This is a genomic window from Ruminococcus sp. 5_1_39BFAA (genome assembly GCF_964240875.1).
Taxonomy (GTDB): Bacteria; Bacillota; Clostridia; order Lachnospirales; family Lachnospiraceae; genus Blautia_A.
On record NZ_CAXSVO010000030.1, the window covers coordinates 25,132 to 44,881 of the forward strand.

General features: G+C 46.4%; 15 protein-coding genes. All 15 read right to left on the bottom strand.

Annotated features, from left to right (window positions below; translation table 11 throughout):
• Entirely contained in the window at positions 1 to 1,860 is a 1,860-nt protein-coding gene (locus ACESZH_RS20105; protein ID WP_373218661.1) for a DUF2194 domain-containing protein, read from the bottom strand.
• 16 nt (positions 1,861 to 1,876) lie between these two features.
• Positions 1,877 to 3,709 (bottom strand): DUF2194 domain-containing protein, encoded by a 1,833-nt coding sequence (locus ACESZH_RS20110; RefSeq protein ID WP_373218663.1) that lies wholly within the window; start codon positions 3,707 to 3,709, stop codon positions 1,877 to 1,879.
• Between the two features lie 16 nt (positions 3,710 to 3,725).
• Entirely contained in the window at positions 3,726 to 4,079 is a 354-nt protein-coding gene (locus ACESZH_RS20115) for a hypothetical protein (protein WP_373218664.1), read from the bottom strand.
• A complete protein-coding gene (locus ACESZH_RS20120) occupies positions 4,080 to 4,607 on the bottom strand; it encodes a hypothetical protein (RefSeq protein WP_373218665.1) in 528 nt (175 codons plus the stop codon).
• A gap of 2 nt (positions 4,608 to 4,609) precedes the next feature.
• Positions 4,610 to 6,739, bottom strand: coding sequence for an NAD-dependent epimerase/dehydratase family protein (locus ACESZH_RS20125; RefSeq protein WP_373218668.1), 2,130 nt, complete (start codon positions 6,737 to 6,739; stop codon positions 4,610 to 4,612).
• Positions 6,740 to 6,808: 69 nt separating this feature from the next.
• A complete protein-coding gene (locus ACESZH_RS20130) occupies positions 6,809 to 8,104 on the bottom strand; it encodes a sensor histidine kinase (RefSeq protein WP_373218670.1) in 1,296 nt (431 codons plus the stop codon).
• Positions 8,101 to 8,847: a LytR/AlgR family response regulator transcription factor gene (locus ACESZH_RS20135; RefSeq protein WP_373218671.1), complete on the bottom strand. Its 747-nt coding sequence runs from the start codon at positions 8,845 to 8,847 to the stop codon at positions 8,101 to 8,103. The genes ACESZH_RS20130 and ACESZH_RS20135 overlap by 4 nt, the downstream gene beginning before the upstream one ends.
• 156 nt (positions 8,848 to 9,003) lie before the next feature.
• Positions 9,004 to 9,894 (bottom strand): alpha/beta hydrolase, encoded by an 891-nt coding sequence (locus tag ACESZH_RS20140; RefSeq protein WP_373218672.1) that lies wholly within the window; start codon positions 9,892 to 9,894, stop codon positions 9,004 to 9,006.
• A gap of 55 nt (positions 9,895 to 9,949) precedes the next feature.
• Complete coding sequence (locus ACESZH_RS20145; RefSeq protein ID WP_373218674.1) at positions 9,950 to 11,623, bottom strand: sugar ABC transporter substrate-binding protein; 1,674 nt, start codon at positions 11,621 to 11,623, stop codon at positions 9,950 to 9,952.
• Positions 11,613 to 13,406 carry a sensor histidine kinase gene (locus tag ACESZH_RS20150; RefSeq protein ID WP_373218675.1) on the bottom strand — a complete coding sequence of 598 codons (1,794 nt, stop codon included), beginning with the start codon at positions 13,404 to 13,406 and terminating at the stop codon, positions 11,613 to 11,615. The genes ACESZH_RS20145 and ACESZH_RS20150 overlap by 11 nt, the downstream gene beginning before the upstream one ends.
• Complete coding sequence (locus ACESZH_RS20155) at positions 13,297 to 14,865, bottom strand: response regulator (RefSeq protein ID WP_373218676.1); 1,569 nt, start codon at positions 14,863 to 14,865, stop codon at positions 13,297 to 13,299. The genes ACESZH_RS20150 and ACESZH_RS20155 overlap by 110 nt, the downstream gene beginning before the upstream one ends.
• A 198-nt stretch (positions 14,866 to 15,063) precedes the next feature.
• On the bottom strand, positions 15,064 to 15,906 hold the full coding sequence (locus tag ACESZH_RS20160) for a carbohydrate ABC transporter permease (RefSeq protein ID WP_373218677.1): 843 nt from the start codon (positions 15,904 to 15,906) through the stop codon (positions 15,064 to 15,066).
• A complete protein-coding gene (locus tag ACESZH_RS20165; protein WP_373218678.1) occupies positions 15,906 to 16,760 on the bottom strand; it encodes a carbohydrate ABC transporter permease in 855 nt (284 codons plus the stop codon). The genes ACESZH_RS20160 and ACESZH_RS20165 overlap by 1 nt, the downstream gene beginning before the upstream one ends.
• Positions 16,761 to 16,844: 84 nt before the next feature.
• On the bottom strand, positions 16,845 to 18,119 hold the full coding sequence (locus ACESZH_RS20170) for an ABC transporter substrate-binding protein (RefSeq protein WP_373218679.1): 1,275 nt from the start codon (positions 18,117 to 18,119) through the stop codon (positions 16,845 to 16,847).
• A gap of 263 nt (positions 18,120 to 18,382) precedes the next feature.
• Entirely contained in the window at positions 18,383 to 19,246 is an 864-nt protein-coding gene (fba, locus tag ACESZH_RS20175; RefSeq protein ID WP_373218681.1) for a class II fructose-1,6-bisphosphate aldolase, read from the bottom strand.
• Between the last annotated feature and the right edge of the window lie 504 nt (positions 19,247 to 19,750).

Here is a 19,750-nt window from a genome sequence, read left to right on the forward strand (position 1 = left end):
TTACACCTTCTTTTTAATCACAACTTTGCTGTCTTCTGCATGTAAAAGATACAGATTATCCTGCAGATGAGTCAATTCTCCTCCTTCTATCTCCTCCTGAGGTTCCCAGTCGTTAAACCGTACCATCAGCCAGGCTTCATCGGAAAAACGCTTCAGGCTGATCTCCAGCCCTTCCTCTGTTTCCTTCCTCTCCGGTTCCACATAATAAAACCGCTGTACTGCTCCTGCTGTCTCCGATCCTGTGAGAGAACGGATTCCGGGAGCCGCCTCATATACCCAGTCCACATAGTCCGAGAGGCGCCCAAACAAGGTTTCCCAGCCAAGCTCTGCACCACGGTCCACATCCAGCACGTCATCGGGATGCTGGAAATGAGAACTTACAAAATGCAGGTTCAGCTCAGAGGTCGCCGTCATCCGCTCATACTCATCCAGCAGATAACCGGAAATAGTTCGCGGCGTCTCGATGATACCTTCCTCTGACACCTCAAACTCCTGATCATACGCAACATTTCCCGGAAGATATGTACTGGCAATAGCCTTGATCTGAGGAAACTCACTGATCAGCATGGAACGCCCTTCCTCTGACAGGATGTTGGACGGCGGGACGTATACCTGAAACTCCTCCTTGGGAAACAGACGCTTGCAAAACGATGCCAGCTCTGCCACACTGTCACGCATATCGCCGTAGCTTTCAAACGGATAGTAGGAGTCAAACTGTCCCATATAGTCAAAGCCGGAAAGACAAAGCGGCATATGGTTATATCCATGGAAACCGATCTCCCCGCCATTTCCAAGCAGGGTATTTCCAAAATACTGGAACAGTGTTACGCCGCTTGTGGAAGTAAACGGCCCTTCCACCTGATCCGAATATTCCTCGATCACCATACCCGTATAACGGATTCCGTATTTTTCAGCCAGCTCACAGATATCCTTCCACCATATCTGCATATAAAAGGTTTTGATATCCATATTATAGTCTGCATTAATATAGGAGCTTTCACCGCTGGGAACAGGAGATGGAAAATCATCCAGATAAAAGGTAGCCGCGTTGATCACCGGCCATGCACACACATCACCCAACATGCTGTAGGCGGCACTGTAAAATCCTCTGTATGCCTTATCATAAATACCCAGATTCACCACAACGATCCGCCCATCATCTACCTTCCTTTCCCAGAGAAGCGGAACCTGGTTATCATCCGCAGACACCATATGTACCTGGCAGTCCGGCTCCAGAGCCACAGACAAACTGGATTCAAAGGGTTCCTCCAACATGTACTCATCCAGATCTCCATGCAGAAGCCGCTCATCTACCAGTCTCAGCCCCGGTGTCTGATACAAACTGGAACCAATGTATTCCGCTCCTGCCCTTTGCATCAGCCAGGAGGCTTCCATATCCATAGCGGGTATCATTGCGATCAAGACAGATCCGCCCTCTGAAACCCAGTCCGTAAGCTCCAGAATCTGATTGCCTAACGTGGTATATTCAGTCAGTCCCAGCACCACCTTTTCAAAATCATTCCAATCCGGCAGTGCCTCAGTCTGTACATCCACTTCTTTAAAAGGGATTTTCATATCATGCAGAATCTGTGGCATCTGTTCATGCAAAATTTCCGAATTGGGATCGCCGCTGTCCCACAGATAAAGGCACTCCTCTTTTTGCCCGGCATCCTGGCCCTGCTCCGTTTCCGTTTCTGTATCTTCCACGGAAAATGCGTCTGCATCTGCGATCTGTATCTTCCTCTCTATCTTTTCGCTCATAACCCAGTTATTCCTGCCCAACAATGCGATGGAAAGCAAAACAAATACGCCGAAAACAGCAAGGACCGGCAAATATCTCTTTTTTTTCTGTTTTTTCATTTCAACTCCTCCATATTTACCTGAAGCTGATCTCCACATGAGATTTCTCTGCCTTCAGCAGATAGAGTCCATCCAAAATCTTGCTTACTTCACCGCCTGTCACATTCTCTATCTCTGCATTGTTTATTCTGACAAACAGCCACGCCTCATCCTGAAATCCTCCAAGTTCAAGTGACATCTCAGACCCCGTCACTGTCCTCTGCACATCCAGATAGTCATATCTCTGAACTGCCGCAGCCAGCTCAATTCCTGTGAGGTTCCGGATATCCGGTGCTGCTGTGTACAGCCACTCCGTATAATTGGACAATCTGCTGGACAATTCCTTCCAGCCCAGTTCGGCTCCCCTGTCCACATCCAGCACATCATCCGGATGCTGGAAATGCGTATTCACAAAATGAAAATTCAGCTCTGACAGCGCCAAAAGCCGCTCAAAATCATCCAATATGTATCCTGAAATCACACGGGGCGTTTCAATCATGCCGTCCTCCGACACCTGGAACTCCTGGTCATAAGCAAGCTCACCAGGAATATAAACACTTGCGATTGCCCTGATCTGCGGAAAATCCTCCAGCAGCATGGTACGCCCTTCTTCGGAAAGAATATTTGACGGCGGCACATAGACCTGAAATTTTTCCTTTGGAAACAATCCTTCACAAAATTCATTCAGCTCCGAAAGCCCGGCTTTCATGTCCTCATAGCTCTCCCATTGTACATAAAAATCATACATTCCTAAATAATCAAAATTTCCCAGGCACAGAGGCATATGATTATATCCGTGAAAACCGATCTCTCCACCCTGCTCCAGAAGCATATTTCCAAAATACTGATACCGCCTGGTATCGGTGTTTCGCTCAAATGGCCCAGCCACCTGGTCGGAATACTCCTCGATCACCATTCCCGTATAGCGCACACCATACTGATTCGCCAGATTATACACATCATTCCACCATACCTGGGTATAGAAGGTTCCGATGTCCATTCCAAAATCTTCTCTGATCTTGTCACTGTAACCCCCTGGAACCGGGGATGGAAAATCGTCTATATAAAAGGTTGATCCGTTAATTACCGGATAAGCGCAGGCATTGCCTAACAGACTGTACGCAGAGGAATAGAAGCCTCTGTATGCCTTTTCCAGGAAGCCCAGGTTACTCACCACTACACTTCCTCTTTCAAGCTCATAGCGCCAGATCAGCGGTGTAGGATTGTCATCGGTTGATTCCAGATACACTTCTGCATCCTCGCTTAACGTTACTGCCAGTGAGGAATCCCAGGGATCTGTGACCTTAAAATCCTGTAACTCTCCGCCCAGCATAAAGGGCCGTGTAAAATGCATGCCTTCCACCAACACATTCTCATTGCCGATTGAAGAGATTCCAAGCCTTTCTTTTACCGTATTAAAATTCCCACTAACGTTAGGCATGTATAAAAGCATGAGGCTTCCGCCTTCCTTTACCCATGACACAACATCCAGAATCCCTTCTCCCAGGCTGTTCATATTGGTAATAGAAAACACAACGGAAACATATTTACTCAGCGCTTCCGGTTCAAAATCCGCTGCTTCACAGCTCTCATACGGAATCCTCATCTGCTCCAGAACAGCATCCATCATGTCTTTTCCCTGTTTTCCAACTGCATCGTTTTCCCAAACAACCAGACATTCCGGCTTCTGTACGGCCTTTGCAGTCGGCTTCTCCATATCCAGAAGCTGCAGCACGCGCTCGCTGGTTTTATACCGCACATTCCGCTGCTGGAGCACCATAATAAGCGCCAGAGCAACAAAGATCAAAATCACACTCAAAAGCCGCTTATATTGAAAAGAGTTTTTTCTTCTTATCCGTCTCTTTTTCAAATCCGTCTCCCCTTTTCTATACTTTCCAAAACTCTACCGTACTCCGTCCCTTTGGGGACAAATAAATATTTCTCCTTGCAATCATATCAAGAACCGAGTCAATTCCCTTCCGGCTCTTGACAGCAGAATAATACTGTATCAGGAATAAATACCCGCTTTCGTCACTGGGCCATTTGTCCAGAACCTTCTGAATATCCTGGTACGCACTCTCATACTCTTCAACCCTCAGATTGGCTTCAATCTTTTTACAGTAAAGTCCCAGATTTTTATCGTCTTTCTCCAACTTTTGCTCCAGAAGTCTGGCGTAATTGCTAAGCTGTACTTTTTCAGCGCTTCCTTCCAGCAGGCCGCTTGCAATATATTTCTCCACCTATTCAATATAATCATTTAAAATATGCTCATCATCCGGCACATCCGAAAGCTTTTTTTCCATCTCCTGAAACTGCAGGTCATACTCCTTCTGCAACTCCACCAGAGCGGTGACTGCATAATGAACCACCTCTGTGTCATCATTCATTCTTGCTTCCTGAAGCTGCGCAACATAGTTATCCGGGTTGGAATACATGATCTCCATCATCAGCTCCCTTCTGATGGCAGAATCATTGATCAGCAGAGCCTCCTCGATCGGAACGATCCGGTCCTCCCCGGTTTCCTCCTCCATCAAAATGCTTCGATGGATCTCATCGTTTATCTTCAGCTTTTCTATTCCCACTTCTTCCCGGATCTCCTGTTTTCCTCTTGAACGGATTTCCAGTACAAGAACGCAGCCAAGTCCCCAGATCGGAACCAGCCACGCCAAAACTACTGCCATCCGGCTGCTCTTTAAAATATCAAGCCGCATCAGGATATACACCAGCAGGCAAATTATGATATGTATCAGTAAAAATAAAACTGCCACGGCTAACCCACCTTCTCTACCAACTGATAGCTGAGCCTTTTCTTTTTCAGCTTGTCTCCCACAACCGGAAAATTCTGACGGTTCATCTGCAGAAGAAGCAAGTACAGGGAGCCGGATCCGTCAGCTCCAAGGGTATCTGTAGCACGTATCATACCGGAAAGGCTTTCGCTCACAAATGCTTTATCCTTGCTTTCAAATTTCACCAGCACATAATCTGCCACGCCGGCATCCTTCATATCCTGCTGAACCCTCACCAGCTTGTTAAGCCGGTCCGGATACACCACATTGGTCCCAGGATAAAAGGTTTTTTCTTCTGTCAGGGATTCGTACTCCACAGCACGCAAAAAAGAAGTCTGCACCAGACCGCACAAAATACGGAAAATGTTCATATAATGTGTACCATACTGTTCCGTACTTGCCTCCTGGATCGTGATCAGAAGTGCCAATGCATCGTCCTTAAATACCCCGCACGCGTACATCGGCATTCCATCTGCCATCTCACTGTTCTTCCAGACCTCCCGCCTTTTCACTGTATTATACAATTCCTGGTAATCTTCCATTCGTATGGATTTTGTCAGCTTTGTCAACTGACTGTTGGAGCATACAGCCAAACGTCCGAATCTCTGCCATGAATCCAAGGTATAGATTGCAATCGAATGATTCTCCAGAATATCCTCCATGATCTGAAGACCTTCCAGAAAAATACTCTCCGGCAGTTCATTATCCAGCTTCTGTACTGCATCAAATATTTTTCCGAAGCTGTCCTTATATCCCAGGATCTGGCGCTTATACTCGCCTTTATTCTGCATCGCTCCGTGATATACATCATTCAGAAACAGATATTTATTTCTGAGCAGATTGTATTCCACACGGGAAAATTCCAGTTCATCAGTCTTTTTATTTTTAATATATCCGGTAATCGAACCTGCCATCAGATAAACTACGAACGGAATCCAGTTTTCAATATTGTAAAACAAAAGGACACCGTTCATGCCGATATTGGCATACTGCCGGATCAATACTATACATTCCAGAAGCGCACCTAAAATTCCCATCCTCATTCCATAGGTGGTTCCTACTATTACAATGTAAAACAGCCTTACATCCACAAACTTAAAATACACAGAATTGGAAGTATACCGGCTCAGAAGCTCTGCCAGGACAAACAGTACAAGAATCTCCAGATACTTAAATACCGATCCTCCTGCCTTTTTCAGGAAAGCTACTGCCTTGCCTGTGATTTTTCCTTTGCCCTGATAGATTTCTCTGGTAAACCTTCTATAATAGGAACCGATATTTTCCATTACATTATCCACCGGAACAAATCCGTATTTTTTCCGCAGTTCCACCGGATACCGGGGAATTTTGGAAGTATTTGGATAATTTTCATAAATTACCTGCAGATCCGGAACACAGAGCTTCAAAAGCTCCTCCAGATCACCGTATTGGTACTCATATCCGCTGGATACATAGTAGTCGCCCCCTTCATCCTCTGTCTCCTCCGTGATCCGAAACAGGAGGCTGACAAGATCCGGCATGGATATAAAATCCACGCGGTCCTCTTTATGATATGGCAGGAGGACCTTTTTCTCCTCCCGCATTTTCAGGAAAATCCTTCCCAAAAAGTTTGTGTCATTGATCCGGTCAGCCACATAAGGAAGCCATAAAATCACCATAGGAACCCTTGTTTTCTCTGCAAAATACCGAGCAGTCTCTTCGATTTTCGCCGCTCCGAACGCCCTGCCAAAGGGATAATCTTTCTTAATGATCTCACCGCTGCGCCCGTAATGTTCCAGATAGTTTCTGCTGTCCACCGTAGAAAGAAGGATCAGCTTTTCCACCCTGGAGCGGCCGCATTCCAGAAAGGTCTGCTCAAGCTGTTCCATCTCCCCAAACATACCCTCTCCGCCATCCGCATAACCGGTAACATAGTATACAGCCTGAAAGCTGTACACATCAAACAACTGGCTGAATTTTTCTTCCCTGGGCATAGTAGAATACAGGCGAATGTTTTTTTCCCGAATAGAAAAAGGCACTTCCCCCGCAATAACCAATCTGTATTGAGCAGCCAACTCCGTATATGCTTCCAGGGTAAACAATCTGGTGTTTCCAGTAATAAGAATTGTAGCCATGTTTTTTCCTTCCCAGTCTGTTTTCATCAAAGTCAGGATGCTGTTTGAAAAGCAAAGCTGCAGCCTGATCTATATATTTGTCAGAAGTCTCACGCAGAAACGTCCGTCTTCTACAGAATACCGGAACACTGCGTGGTTTTTGTTCGCATATGCCTTTACGCTTCGCAGTCCATAACCGTGATTCCCGCCTTTTGTAGATAACGGTAATCCTGTGGATGGAGAAAATGTACATGCTCCCGTAAAAGTATTTGTGATTTCCAAAATCAATTGTTCTTTGACCGGAAATATCTGAATGGTCACATTCCTGTTTTCCGGATTTTCTACTGCTGCCGCCGCATACACGGCATTCTCCAAAAGGTTTGAAATAACCGTAGCCAATTCAAACTCATTTACCCCATTCAAATGACTGGGGACATCCGCCTCACACGCAAAGGCAACATTTTCACTTTTTGCTTTTGCCTCACACCCGGATATAACTCCGTTTATAGCAATGTTTTCGCAAAACCGCTTTATCGTAAGTGTTTCAAGCTTGGCGTCCATCTGCTCCAAAAGCTCTTTGATCTGCTCCGTCTTTCCCTCTTCCAGATAGGCGCCGATCATTTGATACACATGCCGGCTGTCATGCCGCATCACCTTCAGGTTTTCCTCAGATTCCCGCAGCATATCCGCTTCTCTTCGGAGCCCTCTGGCATACGTTTCCAAAAATTCATTGTTTCTCTCCAGGTCATTATCAAGATGATGCTGAGCCAACGCCTTGATGAGCATGATATAAACCACTCCCATCAGGATCAAAAACAAAAAGGCTGCTGTCCAGTTCTCCTTTCTCTCGTAGATACTGTTGGGCCAGCACGCCATGGTATAGGTCACAGCATAGAACAATGTAGGAATGATACAAAGCCATTTCCATTCCTTGGCATTTGTCTCCATTTCAAGAAGATAGTGCCACCGAAGCACAATAACAAGAAGCACCAGCAGAATCAGATGTATTACAGCCTGCGTCAGCAGAGCCGCCCAGATTACCTGCTTATGCGCAAAACATGCCGTGGAAACAATATTTCCAGGCAACACAAAGGTGGCCGAAGATATCCCTGTAAACAAAGCACGAAAATCCCTGTACTGGGAAAGCAGATAAGCTGTTGCCTGTACGATAATGATCTGCGCAATAGTCACAGGCAGTATATCCGCTGTCCCCCATCCTGCTATGAAATACAGATAGTCCAGCCCTCCTGTCAAACACATACATCCCACTGCAATAATTCCAGAAATATATTTCTTATAGCGAAGAGGCAAAAACAACAACTGAAATGCCATCAGAAACGCCATCGATATACGATACTGAAGGAACAGAAACAATGGGCTTATCATAATCTCCTGCCCTCCTTTGAGATGAACCGTATATATTTATCCTGTATTTCCACCAGTCTCCTGCGGGCAATGGGGATTTCCTTTCCATTTTCCATGATCAGCATATCTGACTGCAGTGTACGGATATATCTCATATTGACAAAAAAGGATTTATGCGGCTGAATGAATCCTGCATCCTGGACAACCGGTCCAACAGCTTCCTCAAAAGAACCTCCCCGCCGGACGCTTATCACTTCATTTCCGTCAATCATGGTATAGGTCATGATCCTCAGATTATTTTCTATAAACATGATCTCTTCCATGATAATACTGGTAATAGAGTCCACCCCATTGATCAGCAGTGTATGCCTTGGCCGCATGCTGAACAGTGCATAGGCAAAGCTCAGAGCAGAAAACAGTTCTTTTTTATCTACCGGTTTAACCAGATAGCGGATCGCATGGTTTTCGTATGCTTCCAGTGCAAATTCCCCTGATGAGGTCACATAAATAATAGACGCGTTAAAATCGTTTCTCCGGATCAGCCTGCCAAGTTGGATTCCATCTATACCGCGCATCATAACATCAAGCAGATACAGATCAAATCTTTTATTCTTCTTTATAATACAATCCCGCACATCCTCCGGATTACGCATTGCATCAATTGTTCCTGTAATTCCTGCATTACTTTCAAGCCACTGCTGTGCTCCCGCACGCAGCGTCTCTAAATCCTGCATTCTATCATCACAAATTAAGATATGAAACATTTAAAAACCTCCAGGTGTATAATAGCGAGCAACCGCTTGTCCCAGTATAATTATTATCACCTTCGTGAAATTATAAACGATTTTACCACCTTGTGATTTTCTTTTTCTGCGCCATATCATCTTTTTCTGGGCAGCATCCTCTGAAGTTTCTTATTTTTAAAAACAAAATTCTCTGAAGAAATCACATTCCGCGTCATTGCACTGTGCCGCATCCACTGTTTTTACATCCAAATGGAAGCAGTGCTTCAGACCATTTACCTTATCGCCAAACACCCGGTACACAAAGGGAACCTGGTTTTCCGTAAGCTTCGCAACCAGTGCGGGTGCCTGGAACTTCTGGAAATCCCTCACAGAGGTCATGCAGAACACAGGCGTATATACATCCGTAATGGTGCTCAGCACATTTATCTTTTCCAGTTCCTCTTCTGATCCCTGCTCCGGCAGAACCTCTTTCATCAGCTCCAGGTCGCCCTGAGAGGAGGCATCCTTGCCGCCGAAGGCGTACACGCCGCAGTTTAAAGCAATGGCAGTGAGCGCAAAGCCCTCCGGCACCTGAAAATCGTATTTAGCCGCGTAATCCGGATTCGTGCAGATGCCTGCGTAAAGCCCCAGAAGATGAGCGCCCGCGGAATCTCCCACAGCAAAGATGCGTTCCGTATCAAAATGATACCGGTTGGCTCTTTTCATCACCCACTTGCACACAAGGTTCAGATCCTCCAAAGGTGCCGGGAATTTGTGCTCCGGCGCCAGACGATAGGTAAAGTTCACTACAGCAAAGCCTCTCTGTGCCAGACTCATGCAATAATACTGATACCGATCTTTGTCGCCGTACACCCAGCCGCCTCCATGGACGCTGATGATCACCGGAAGGTCCTCATCCTCTGCCTGCCTCGGGCGGTACACATCCAGTACCTGGATTTTTCTGTCGATCTTACCATAGACAATATTATCCCATCTCTCCACATCCTCGGGAGTGGACATCAGCGCATCCCTTTCATCATCGTTTTTCGTAAATTCTCTTCTGATTCTTTCAACTACCTCAGACATCTTACTCCTCCGTTTCTCTTTTTAGCTATTCAGCCATGTCTGCCCGACCCGGCTGTCAGGTTTCATTTTCTTTCTGTATCTGCTCGGTAAGCTCCCGGCCTCCATGCTCATACCATTCTTCCACAAAAGTCTCAAAATAGTCCATAGACTCTTTTCCCATGATCATCCGGATAAACGCATCCTTCTCCAGATCCTGAAGGATATTAGACGGTTCTCCATCCGACTCTGCAAGATATTTCCGTATAGGCGGCCTGTAGTCTGCATCCACCAGAAGACCCACAGCGGAAATCCTGGATTTATAAGCTGCCCAGTCCTCCACACTTGGATCATCCTGCTCTACATAATTCATACAGGCATCGTAATAAGACCGCTCGATGGCACTTAAGCTTTCTTCTCCCAATTCCCCTTGCATCACTTTTGTAATGTTTTCAGTAGCCTGATATGTGGCCTCATAATAGTCCACATTGATATAGAGGGGTCTCGCAGTTGGGTCTACATTCAGGGCAAAATAGCTGTTCACCTCATCGGCATCCTCCGCTTCATAACGCGTATAGTCAAACAGCACACTGACAATCTTCATCACGATTTCCGGATGCTCATATCCTTTCCGCACAACTACATATTTATTGTCCCGAAAGGACGTATACGCCTCATCCTGGCTTTCCGTAAGATAATAAGGCTCCCAATCAGAGTCCGGATTGTTTTCATGTTCATCCATCAGCGGATTGTTCGGCGTCCACCACAATCCAAAGAAAGCGCCGCACTTTCCTTCCACCACCAGGTCTCTCAGGTTATTCTGGGCCCGCAGTGCGAAATTCTGGTCAATGATCCCTCTCTCATAAAGCTCCCGCAGACAGGCAACTGCACTTTTTGTCTCTTGGGTCAGGGAACCGTAAACAAAATCTCCGTTCTCATCCTGCAGCCATCTCTGAGGCGAGGCGTGAAAGCTGTCAAAAATAGGCAGCACCGAGTAGTTTGAGCTTACAGTCCCCACAAAACTGGTATCGCAGACCAGTCCTACCGGCTCCTCTCCTTCCGCAGCACCCATCCTGTTTTCCTGAAAAGCCTCTATAATATCAAATGCGTCCTCCAAAGATGTGGGCTCTTCCAGATTCAGCTCTTCCATCCAATCCTTTCTAAGCCACAAAAGCCATGGACCATGGTCGATCACCGTCTCCGGCAGTGCCATCAGCTTCCCGTCAAATGTACCGGCTCCCAAAAGCGCATCTCCGTAGCTGTCGTACATTTCCTTGATTCTGTCCGATGTACAGGCTTCATAGACCTGGGTCAGATCCTCCACCATATCATTCTCCACCAGCTCATTCAAGGTTTCCCTGTCATTGATCACCAGGATATCCGGCATGGTACGATCCTTTACCAGAACATTGACGTACTCATCATACCGGTCCTCCCGTTCCATATACGTATTTCTATTCTGAATGTTCAGCATCTCCCGCAGGTAGCGGGTGTATGCGTTATCCTCATAGGTATTTCCTGCAGGCAGGTTGGAATTGTTGACCCCGTTCATCTGCCCAAGTGTGTAAGTAACAAGCTCCGGGTATTTTCCATAAGGAGTTGAAGCAGCCTCCTCCCAGTCTGTACTCGTCTCCTGTGCAACAGACTCTTCCTGCTTCACCGGCTCAATACCGCGCTGCTTTTCACAGCCACTGCTGGTCAGCAAAGCTCCCAAGGCCAGGATTCCCAGTAAAAATTCCTTTCTATTTTTCAACCTTCTTGTCTCCCTTCGGAATCCTCATTTCCACACGAGTACCTTTGCCAGGTTCACTGTAGATCCGTATCCTGTACTGTTCGCCATAAAGCAGGCAGATCCGGTCGTTCACGTTCTTAAGCCCGTATCCTTCTGCCTGATAAGTCACAAGCGACTTTGCCTCCTCCGGCTTCATGCCCAGACCGTTATCCTCAACAGCGATCAGCACATCAGGACCATCCTGTACAAAGGAAAGCTTCAGGACCTTTTCTCCATCCTCCTTCATGTCCAGGCCATGTTCCAGGGCATTTTCCACCACTGGCTGCAAGATCAGCTTGGGCGCCATTTCCCCTTTCACATCCGGGTCAATGTCCCATTCTATCCGGAAATCATTATCGTGCATCACAAGCTGTATTTCCAGATACGCCTGGATATTTTGGATACAGTTTTCCACTGTCACAATGTCCTGCCCTTTACTCAGCGCTGTACGGTAAAAGGTAGACAGCGCCAGCGTTACCTTGCTGATATCCTTTTGACCGCCGCTCAGAGCCATCCAGTTGATGATCGACAGGGAATTGTACAGGAAATGAGGGTTGATCTGCGCTGTCAAGGCTTTCAGCTCAAACTCCTTCAGCGCAATTTTGTTTTCGTAAACTTCATGGATCAGGCGGTCTATTTCCGCCATCATGCTGCGGAAGCTTCGGATGAGAAGACCGATCTCATCCTCTGAATCACTGTAAACCGTAACCTCACGGCTTCCCTGGTTTACCTGGTTCATATTTTCCGTCAGTTCCTCGATCTTTCTCGTAAAAATCCTGGAAAAAGACAGTCCCAATGCTAAAATAATCCCTGCGCACAATACGATCAGAGGAATCTCACTGAGCAGCAGTTTGGAAACAGAGCTGTCAATCTCCGCCTGTGTCTTGTACAGATAAAAAATCCAGCCGCATTCATTGCTCTGGCTGCTCACATAGACATAATTATCCCGGATCGATGTGAGCATCTCTCCAGCCGGCTCATGAACTGCTACCTGGGATGCCGCCATATTTTCCCTGTGGAACAGAGTGTGTTCCTCCGAATCCACGATCAGCCCTCCGCATTCATTGGTAATGATATTGTCAAAGGGCTGAAGCATTTTCTCATAGTCAAGGGTAACACATAAGACCGCTTCCAGCTCCTGATCACGGTAAATTTTTCGAACTGCGGCGATTTCCGGTTTTTCCACATTTACCAGCCACTGAACCCGCACATCCTCGGAAAGAAGTGGATTCCACCACTCTTTTTCCACCTCAGAAAGCGGCACCAGGGTGTACTCGTGGCGCACCTTGATACTGTCCGCAAAAAGCTGTATCTGTAAAATTGCATCGTGGTAGGATTTCGGCACAGAAAGCAGCGGATCAGCCACCTCCGTATATTTCTCGTATGCCAGATAATTATCCATGCCCATGTCCTCGATGATCTCCTCAATATCCGGCGAATAGGTCAGGTAATTAAGAAGACTTGTAAACACCTCGATCTGGCTGTCAATTCCCTCCCGGGTCTGTTCCAGGATCGAGTGCATATCCTCTATCTCATTTTCGCGGATCAGGCTGCTCATCCGGCTGTGACTGTACAGTACCAGAACGATCATGGGTACCAGGCTTGCCGCCACAAGAAGAAATGTCAGCTTGTGGCGGTATTTCATATTCTTTATTCTATTCCTTATTGCTGCCGGCAGTTTCTTCATCGTCCCCGGTTCCTTTCCGGTAGGATTCCGGACTGCATCCATAATATTCCCGGAAGCTCCTGCAGAAATAAGATACATTCGGGATTCCTACCTTTTCGCTCACCTGCGCCACTTTCATATTAGTGGAGCACAGCAGTTCCTTTGCATTCTGCATACGCACGACCCGGATAAAACGGTTCAGGTTCATTCCTGTCTCTTTTTTGAAAATAAAACTTAAATACCCGGAGGAAAGATACACCTTTTCCGCCAGTGTTTCCAGGCTCAGGTCCTCACTGTAATGCTGGTAAATATAGCTTTTTACAGCAGCCACCTCATCCCTGGAGCCGCTCATGGATTTCTCGATAAAGGCCTGGTATTCCTTGATGTTTTCTGTTGTGATCTCCAGAATCTGACCAATATCATTGCAGCTATAGAGGCGGTCGATTTCCTTGTCAAGACGCCGTTCCTCAGAAAACTGGTTTTCCTGGAAGAGCTCCTGGATCACATTGGAAAATACAAATTTTACATACATGGCGGAAAACTGGGTATTTTTCTTATATTTTTCCGCAAGGCAGTTAAAGTGCTTCCAGAGCTGCTCTACGTCTTTGCGGCTGATGTCCTCAGAAATTTTCTGCATAAAATGAGAGTCCTGAGTTTCTGCATTCACAGGACGCTCCTCGTCATCCTCGCTGGTAAACACATGAATGTCAGGATGGTAGAACTTTTCCTCCATCGCCTGCTCCAACTGACCAAGGATCTCCGGAAGGGAAGTGTGATCCTCAAATTTTCGGCTCACAGACAGATGAAAACGCACATGGTACGCACGTTTCAGAAGCAGATAAATCTGCTTTGCAACCAGCTCATAATCGCAGTATACATCGTAAAATAAAAGCAGCGACTGCCTCGTATTCAGATTCAGATAAAAGAACTTTCGACGAAGCTCCTCCTGTATTTCATTCGCCAGACTATCCGGCGCAACATCGAAAAAGGACTGGTCTGTTTCCACCAGAATCGCACAATGCCATTCATCCCATTGTTTCAGGTCCACAAGTTCCCCGGCCTTTTCCAGAATTTCTTCCTTGCGGGAATAGATATAGCTCTGCAAAAAATACTGCTGCAGAAAGTTCTTTTCTTTTTCTTCTCTTAGTCTCTTGCTTTTTCTCTGCATGATCTCCTGTCCCACTTTCGTTATGGTTTCATGGAACCGCTCCGGGTCCACAGGCTTTAACACATAGTCTGTCACTCCGTATCGGATGGCTTCCTGGGCAAAGGAAAAATCGCTGTAACCACTGAAGATTATGATCTGCAGATTCTCATTTTCCTCTCTCGCCTTCTGGGAAAGCTCCAGACCGTCCATATGGGGCATCTTGATATCTGTCAGAAGAAGATCAATTTTCTGACTTCTCAACACACTCAATGCCTGCTTTCCATTGCACGCCTCATGGATTTCCCATTCTCCTTTTTCTTCGGAAAGAAGAAACTTTATTCCCTCACGCTCGATTTTTTCGTCGTCAACCACCAATACCTGATACATGTGAACACCCCGTCCGTTTCTCATTTATTATAAATTTTCCTGAATACAATCAAATACCCCGCTGCAGAGCAGCGGGGTATTTGATCCTCGCGGCAGTCGCCAAATGTTCGTGTAACCACGACCGCTTGGCTCGTTGCTCGCGGGAATAAAGACAGTCCCTACCGTACTGCACCGGACTATCTCTATTTTATCATTCTCTTGCCCTGTTGAAAAGGTCTTTCTTTAACCCTTTACAGCTCCGGCAACTACACCTTCGATGATGTATTTCTGGCAAACGAGGTAAACGATAATGATCGGTATGATATCGATCATAATGCTGGCCATCATAGGTCCCATCTGTACATGGCCAAAGCTTCCGCGGAAATACTGTACTGCCATAGGAATGGTACGGTATTTCTTGATATCCAGAACAAGTGTAGGCAGAAGGTAATCGTTCCAAACCCACATAAGCTCCAGGATAGCAGTGGAGATAATGGTTGGCTTCAGGATCGGAACCAGGATCTGCGTGTATACCTGCAGCGGATTACATCCATCGATCAATGCTGCTTCTTCAATCTCCAGCGGAATGCCTTTCACAAAGCCGGTAAACATAAATACGGCAAGTCCTGCTCCAAATCCAAGATAAATGATACAGATATTATAAGGATTGTTCAGCTTCAGCGTATCTGCTGTTTTTGCCAGTGTGAACATAACCATCTGGAAAGGAACAACCATACTGAACACGCATAAAAAGTAAAAAGCTTTGGAAAGCGTACCGTTTACACGCACAATGTACCAGGCACACATGGAGCAGCACAGCAGGATCAGGATTACCGACATTACGGAAATCACAAGGCTGTACCAGAAAGACTGCAGGAAATTCATCTGCGTCACGCTGGCAACAAAGTTTGCCAGTCCATTCCAGGTTTCCTTTGTAGGAAGTGAGAATACACCGGAAGTGGTAATGGCAGTCTCTACCTTCAGGGAGTTAAATAAGATCATCACAACCGGATAGATCCAGATAATACTCAGGATCGTCAGGATAACGGTTGCTGCGATGCCTGTTTTTTTCTTAGTCTCAGTCATTACTGCTGCACCTCCTTAGAAGATGTTGCCCGAAGCTGGATCAAAGCAATTGCCACAACGATGATAAAGAATACCACAGCCTTTGCCTGTCCGATACCCTTCCACTGGGCACCGCTTCTTGCATAGAACGTATCATAGATATTCAAAGCAAGCAACTGTGACTGTTTTCCCGGATCTCCGCCTGTCAGGGAGAGGTTCTGGTCAAACATCTTGAAGCCGTTTGTCAGGGTCAGGAAAGTACAGATCGTGACAGAAGGCATGATCATCGGAATCTTGATCTTAAAAAGGATCTGTCTGGCGCTGGCTCCATCGATCTGAGCAGCCTCGATCAGATCCGGAGATACGTTGTTTAATCCCGCAATGTAAATGATCATCATATAACCGATCTGCTGCCACATCAACAGGATAACCATTCCCCAGAAACCATTTGTAGCCGAAAGTGCCAGCAGCGGCTGTCCCATTTTTGCCAGAAGACCGTTTAACAGCGTCTGCCAGATATAACCAAGAACAATACCTCCGATCAGGTTCGGCATAAAGAAGATCGTACGGAAAACATTGGTTCCTTTGAATCCTTTTGTCAAAGCCAGTGCGATGCAGAATGCGCACACATTGATCAGAATGCTGGATACAAACGCAAAGATAACTGTCAGCCAGAAGGAATGACTGAAGCTGGAATCCAGCAGAATTTTCGAGTAGTTTGAAAAACCGACAAAGGTGACATCCTTTACGGTCGTAAACTTACAAAAAGAAAGGTAAATGCCCCATATGAAGGGCCACAAAAAGCCGATGATAAATGCAGCCAATGTGGGCAGTATAAAAATCGGCCACCATTTTTTGATTGTTCTTCCTACCATTTTTCTCTTCCTTTCATAAAGCTGGGGAGGCAGAATCTATGCCTCCCCATATAACTTTAACGCTTTCCCTTATATTGCTTCCGATTATTCAGCCAGCGCTTTCTCAGTTGCCCAGTTATCAACGAATGCTGTTACAACGTCATCCCAGCTTCCAGTTTCTGCTGCATATCCGGTAAGAGCAGTTCCTAAAACGTTTTTCCACTCTTCAGAAGGCATTGTTGTAAAGTTCCAGGATACCGGTGTTAATCCGGACTCAGTATATTCCTGATCCTGTTTTACAAATACGTTGTTGGATTCCTGTGCTGTCTTGAAAGGAATGGTGAAGCCCATGTCATCAGCCATAGCTTTTGTTCCGGTCTCGGAAGTTACGCACCAGTTCATGAAGTCCAGAGTAGCCTGGATATCTTCCTCTGCTGCATCCTTGTTTACGCACCAGAAGTTCTCTGTACCAGTTGCAAGTCCCTCGTTCTCATCGTCTACACCAAAGTAGATCGGGATCATAGCCATCTCGTCATCGCCATAGGTCTTAGCCAGTTCGGTGTACTCCCAGGAACCATTCTGATAGAATACTGCCTCTCCGTTTACAAACTCATTACGGGAGTCATCTGCTGTCTTAGCGGAAAGCTCTGCACCCTCGCAGGTAGAGTCGGTGATGTACAGATCAAATACGTTTTTGTAGTTGTCAAGGTATGTACCTTTGATTGCGTCTGTATCTGTGATGCCGTCTTCCTGATACTCATAGTAGATCGGAAGGTTTGCAAGGTGGGTTTTGAATCTCCAGTCAGAGGAGCCGTCCATACCTGCAGATGTGAAAGCGCCTTTTACGCCAAGCTCGTCTTTTCTTGCCTGGATGTCATCAGCAACCTTCTTTAAGTCGTCAAAGCTCTTGATATCGTCAAGAGTGTATCCTGCTTTTTCCAGAAGTGTTTTGTTCACGATCAGACCATAGGACTCGATTACGTATGCGATACCTGCAACAGAGTCGCCATCTTTTACGGTATATGCGTCAGAGGTAAGCTGAGAATAGATATCGGAGCCTGACAGATCATAGCAGTAATCTTTCCAGTTGTTCAGTCCAACCGGTCCGTTTACCTGGAAAAGTGTAGGAGCATCGCTCTTAGCCATCTCAGACTGAAGAGTTGTCTCGTACTGTCCTGATGCTGCTGTTACAACGGTAACCTCAACGCCTGTCTCCTCAGTATAAGCTGCTGCCAGATTCTGCCATGCTTCATCTGCTTCTGGTTTGAAGTTCAGATAATATACTTTTCCTGCTTCATCAGCCATTGCCGGAACTGCCGGAACCATAGATGCTGCCATAACGGCTGCAAGTCCTAATGCTACAGATTTTCTTAATTTCATAATTTTTTTCTCTCCTTTTTTATGAGATTTCGCTTTCACGTTGGTTTTATTTTACCCATTTGCCACCAAAAGCGCCATATAAAAAAATCAAGAAACATGTTCAAATTTCATGTTTTCTGTACATATCTGCAGAACATACCGCCCGCTTTGCGCCTGCAGCCATCTTGCTTTTCTCCGCGCATAACAAAATGGAGTGTTTTTCCACAAAATAAGGAGCGGCATGATGCCGCTCCTCCCACATTTCTATTGAAAACAAATTATGCTCACGCTTTGCCAACAGAGCCGAAGATTTCCATTTTTTCTTTAACAGTAGCTTTGATCGCATCGAAGCCAGGTGCAAGAAGCTTACGTGGGTCGTAGCCTTTACCCTGCTGATCTTTGCCTTCCTCGATATATTTGCGGGTAGCTGCTGCAAAGGAAAGCTGGCACTCTGTGTTTACGTTGATCTTGGAAACGCCAAGGTCGATAGCTTTCTTGATCATATCGGTAGGAATACCTGTACCGCCGTGAAGAACTAACGGCATCTCGCCTGTAAGCTGCTGGATAGCATCCAGAGTCTCAAAGCTTAATCCCTGCCAGTTAGCCGGATATTTGCCATGGATGTTACCGATACCTGCTGCCAGGAAGTCGATACCAAGGTCAGCGATCATCTTACATTCCTTCGGATCTGCGCACTCGCCCATACCGATAACGCCGTCTTCCTCACCACCGATGGAACCAACCTCTGCCTCTAAGGACATGCCGTGCTCTCTGGTGATCTTTACAAGCTCTTCTGTCTTTGCAACGTTCTCTTCGATCGGATAATGAGAACCGTCGAACATGATGGATGAGAAGCCTGCCTCTACACATTTCAGGCATCCTTCATAGCTGCCGTGATCCAGATGCAGAGCAACCGGAACTGTGATCTTCAGCTCTTCCAGCATTCCGTTTACCATACCTACAACAGTCTTGTAGCCTGCCATATATTTTCCAGCACCTTCGGAAACACCCAGGATAACCGGGGAGTTCAGCTCCTGTGCGGTAAGCAGGATCGCCTTTGTCCACTCAAGATTGTTAATGTTGAACTGTCCGACTGCATAGTGGCCGGCTTTTGCTTTTTTCAGCATTTCTGTAGCACTTACTAACATGATAAATTCCTCCTATCTTAGGATATGAATCAATTCCACATCCCACTATCCCCTAGTTTACCAGATTTCCACAATTTCGTCTACCTCTTTACCCAAAAAATGCCGATTTTTATAACTTCTGCCCAATTTTCAAAGATATTTTTCACACCCCTTCATTTACATCTCTCCCCACTCCTTCCCGCCCCCTGTACAAAAGCAGTGCCGGACAGGAAACCAAAAGCCGGACCGGCAGCAAAAAGCGGGACCGGCAGCAAAAGCCGAATCGGCAGCAAAAAGCGGGGCCGGACGGGGGAGCGCGAGGGGGGAGAGCGGCCTTCGCAACTCCGAGCGGGTCCCCCTCCCATTCCTCACCCACATTTTTCCCCCCGTTTTTTTCAAAAAACCCCTTGCATTTCCCCCAATCCTCCTATATAATAAAACACGGTCCATGGATGGATTCCCGAGTGGCCAAAGGGGGCAGACTGTAAATCTGTTGGCAACGCCTTCGAAGGTTCGAATCCTTCT

What these genes read in the sequence shown, in the direction of transcription:
- ACESZH_RS20165 (WP_373218678.1), bottom strand. Translation starts at nt 16,760, where the DNA reads ATGGTAGGAAGAACAATCAAAAAATGGTGGCCGATTTTTATACTGCCC.
- ACESZH_RS20105 (WP_373218661.1), bottom strand. Translation starts at nt 1,860, where the DNA reads ATGAAAAAACAGAAAAAAAAGAGATATTTGCCGGTCCTTGCTGTTTTC.
- ACESZH_RS20125 (WP_373218668.1), bottom strand. Translation starts at nt 6,739, where the DNA reads ATGGCTACAATTCTTATTACTGGAAACACCAGATTGTTTACCCTGGAA.
- fba (WP_373218681.1), bottom strand. Translation starts at nt 19,246, where the DNA reads ATGTTAGTAAGTGCTACAGAAATGCTGAAAAAAGCAAAAGCCGGCCAC.
- ACESZH_RS20155 (WP_373218676.1), bottom strand. Translation starts at nt 14,865, where the DNA reads ATGAGAAACGGACGGGGTGTTCACATGTATCAGGTATTGGTGGTTGAC.
- ACESZH_RS20170 (WP_373218679.1), bottom strand. Translation starts at nt 18,119, where the DNA reads ATGAAATTAAGAAAATCTGTAGCATTAGGACTTGCAGCCGTTATGGCA.
- ACESZH_RS20140 (WP_373218672.1), bottom strand. Translation starts at nt 9,894, where the DNA reads ATGTCTGAGGTAGTTGAAAGAATCAGAAGAGAATTTACGAAAAACGAT.
- ACESZH_RS20150 (WP_373218675.1), bottom strand. Translation starts at nt 13,406, where the DNA reads ATGTATCTTATTTCTGCAGGAGCTTCCGGGAATATTATGGATGCAGTC.
- ACESZH_RS20135 (WP_373218671.1), bottom strand. Translation starts at nt 8,847, where the DNA reads ATGTTTCATATCTTAATTTGTGATGATAGAATGCAGGATTTAGAGACG.
- ACESZH_RS20130 (WP_373218670.1), bottom strand. Translation starts at nt 8,104, where the DNA reads ATGATAAGCCCATTGTTTCTGTTCCTTCAGTATCGTATATCGATGGCG.
- ACESZH_RS20160 (WP_373218677.1), bottom strand. Translation starts at nt 15,906, where the DNA reads ATGACTGAGACTAAGAAAAAAACAGGCATCGCAGCAACCGTTATCCTG.